The 3,542-nt window shown below is 66.8% G+C and carries 2 protein-coding genes; both read left to right on the top strand.

Annotation, left to right across the window (positions count from 1 at the left end):
- Nucleotides 1-91: 91 nt before the first annotated feature.
- The gene (locus OXF11_00370; protein MCY4485561.1) at nt 92-1,036 is read left to right on the top strand and encodes a TIGR03560 family F420-dependent LLM class oxidoreductase; all 945 of its coding nucleotides are present in this window, start codon (nt 92-94) and stop codon (nt 1,034-1,036) included.
- 44 nt (nt 1,037-1,080) lie between these two features.
- Nucleotides 1,081-2,805: an FAD-dependent oxidoreductase gene (locus OXF11_00365; GenBank protein MCY4485560.1), complete on the top strand. Its 1,725-nt coding sequence runs from the start codon at nt 1,081-1,083 to the stop codon at nt 2,803-2,805.
- Nucleotides 2,806-3,542: the final 737 nt, after the last annotated feature.

Genomic DNA, 3,542 nt, shown 5'->3' with positions numbered 1-3,542 from the left:
TTGGGCGGCGTCATCTTCGAGGGCACTGAATCAGAGCAGATCGCACACGACGCCATCCTGAAGAAGCTCGCGTCCATCTAGCCTCCCGTCCATGGCCCCACGAGTATCCTTCGGTGTAACCCCCATCCAGACCGGGGTCGATTTCCACCACATCCGTGAGGTGGCGCTCCGGGCGGAGGAGCTGGGCTTCGACTCGGTGTGGCTCAACGACCACTTCTTCACCTCCAAACTGTTCCATCCGCTGCCGCCGCCTACCGCCCCCTTCTACGAGTCCTGGGTGACCCTCTCGGCGCTGGCGCCGCTGACCCGGCGCGTCCGTCTCGGCACCCTCTGCTCCAACGTGTCGTTCCGGAACCCGGCGCTGCTGGCGAAGATGGCCGCGTGCCTGGACGTCATCAGCGGCGGACGGCTGGAGCTGGGCATGGGTGCCGGCTGGTTCGAGGAAGAGCACACGGCCTACGGTTTTGCCTTCCCGGGCATGGATCAGCGCGCGGGGCAGTTGACCGAAGCCGTGGCCATCGTCAAACGCATGTGGGCGGAGGAGACCGTCACTTTCCAGGGCAAGCACTTCCGGACCGAGGACGCCTATTGCAGCCCCAAGCCGCTGCAAACGCCCCGCCCGCCCATCACCATCGGCGCCCGCGGATCGCGGACGATGCTGCGGGTGGCGGCACGGTGCGCCGACCGCTGGAACATCCAGACTCCCATCAGCCCGGCGCAGTACCGGCGGAAGCTGGGTTTTCTCGAAAGACACTGCCAAGAGGCGGGGCGCGATCCCGCGGAGATCGGACGCTCGCTGTGGGCCGGCACGATCATCGGCGAGGACCGGGAGGCATACGACCGCGCCGCCGAGGCGCTGGCGCTGCCGCACACCGCCTACCTCGACGCCCGCATCGCGGGGACCCCGGAGGAGTGCATTCAACGTATCATGGGCTTCGTGGAGCTTGGCGTCACGGAATTCATCCATTACTTTACCCACGACGAGCTTCGCAGCGTCGAGCTCTTCGCGACCAAGGTCATACCCGCGTTCAGGTGAGCGCGACGAATCCGCGGAGCCGATCAAGGAAGGAGTAAGACTCGATGGCACAGGAATCAGCAGGGTTACGGAAGGAACCGGACCTTTCGGCGGATGTCGTCATCATCGGATCGGGCGCCACCGGACTGCCCGCCGCCATCGTCGCGGCGGAGGCCGGCGCGTCCGTCCTGGTGGTGGAAACCAACTACGACGTGGGCGGCCACGCCATCCTGAGCGGCGGCAACGTACCGCTGGGGGGCGGCACCAGCATCCAGCGCGAGCACGGCATCGAGGACTCGCCCGACACGGTCTTCGCCGACCTCACCGACTGGTCGGTGGTGCAGGTCAACGGTTCCCCGGACTACCGCTACAGCGACCGGGCGGTGATCCGCGCATTCGCCGACCATTGCGCGGAAACCTATGAGTTCCTGGTGGCCAACGGCGTGAAGTTCAAGGAAGGTCCCCCCGACAGCCGCGGCGCCCACTCCACCGGCAACTCGGCGCACCGGGAAAACCATACCTTCTGGGAGCACGGCGCCAGCCTGGAGAGTCCCAACGCCCGGCCCGGCACCGGGCTGGTGCGCCCCCTGGAGAACAGCGCCCGGGAGAAGGGCGTGAAATTCCTGCTGAACTACAAGATGTCCTCCATCATCCGGGAAGGGGCGTCCGGGCGGGTCCTCGGCATCACCGCCGAGCACACGCCCACCGTCATGCCGGGGAGCACCACGCCGCTCCGGAGCTACCGCTCCGACGGCAACATCGACCGCACCGACCCGGACCTGACCATTCGCGCCCACAAGGCGGTCATCGTCGCCACCGGCGGCAGCACCAGCAACGTGAACTTCCGGCGCATGTTCGACCCCCGGCTCACCGACGTCTACCAGGTCGCCGGCGAGCCCTACACCTACCAGGACGGCAGCGGCGAGATCGCCGCCATGGCCGTGGGTGCGTCCCTGTGGGGCCTGGCCAACCAAGTCCTGGAGAACGGCGACAACATCCGGGTGAAGCGCGCCCTGGGCACGCGCTGGAACTACATGACGTGGGAGCTGGAGAGCCCCATTTTCCCGCTGGTGCGCGCCGCGGGCCTGTCCGTGAAGGACTGGCACGACCTGATCCTGGTGAACCAGGTGGGCGAGCGCTTCTACGACGAGACCCAGGGAGACTACCCCGAGGGCAACAAGCACAAGGACATCGACCCGTACACACCCGGCGACCACCGCAACACCCACATCGAGTACGACCCCCATCACTCCAACTTCTTCAACGCCGCCGTGGCCATGAACGCCGGCTCCAAGGCGCCCGACTACTCGGGCGGACCGGTGTGGGCCATCTTCGACGCGGGCGCGGTGGAACGCGAGGGCTGGAAGGTGACCCCGCCGTACGTCGATCCGGACGGATACTTCTTCAGCGCCGACACCTTGGCGGACCTGGCCGCCGCAATCGAGAACCCCTGGCAGACAGCGCCCATCAGCGGCGCCGCCCTGGAGGCCACGGTGCGGCGCTACAACAGCTTCGTGGACTCCGGCACGGACGACGACTTCGGCAAGCCCTCTCCCAAGTACAAGATCGAGAAGCCGCCCTTCTACGCCGCCTGGGGCACTCCCCTGGTCCACGACAGCCGCGCCGGCCTGCGCATCAACGAGAAAAGCCAGGTGCTCGACATGAACGGCGAGATCATCCCCGGCCTCTACTGCGGCGGCGAGTCCGCCGGCGGCTTCAACCAGCACGGCATGGGCCGCTGCACCGTGCAGGGCCTCATCGCCGGGAGGGAGGCTGCGGCGGAGCGATGAGGCTCGTTGTCGAGCCAAGTTCCGTGGTAACAGTATGGATGTGATAGGGTGAGGCCATGCTCAGCGGGCACCCTTCGATGCCGGGCAGGAAGACGGACCCTCGACGCGTCCCTATACGGCCCCATGGGCGTGGCGAGCATGCAGCGGGTCTCTGATGCGAGCTGCGAGCGACGCGAGGAAGATAGAACGGCTGATGCAGGGCATTGGCCGCTTGGCCAAGGGGCCGGGTCGCGTCTATTTGGTCGGAGGCGCGTGTGCGGTGACGATCGGATGGCGACCGACCACCGTCGATGCGGACCTGAAGCTTGACCCGGAGCGACCCGGACGCGTTCCGGGCGAAGGTGGAAAGTTTTGCGGAGGACATACTCCATGCCAGCACCGGGTGACGGAATTCCTGGGGAGGAGTTGGTGGCGACCGGCGTCGAGGCGCTCGACCGGGGGGAGCTTAGCGTCGAGGCGTTGCTGGTCGCAGTCGGGGCGCCGCGGCTACGGAGGCTGGGGATCTCGGTACCGAACGATGGACGCATACCGCGACACCCGGAACTTGCGCTTTATCGCGCCGTTGGACGGCGCCATCCCGACGACGCACACTCACGGTGTCGGGTCGGAGGAGGCGCCCCGCAGGGCTGGCCTCCGTCCGCCGCTCAAACGGCTCGTACAGTTTTCCCGTAAGCCGCTTTCACAAAGGTGTCTCATGGAGGGTTCAAGGACGGAACCAGTGAGATCAGACGTACAAG

The organism is Deltaproteobacteria bacterium (assembly GCA_026712905.1).
GTDB lineage: Bacteria > Desulfobacterota > Binatia > UBA9968 > JAJDTQ01 > JAJDTQ01.
The sequence above is the reverse complement of the archived record's forward strand: the minus strand, read 5'-3'. Positions and strand labels throughout refer to the sequence as shown.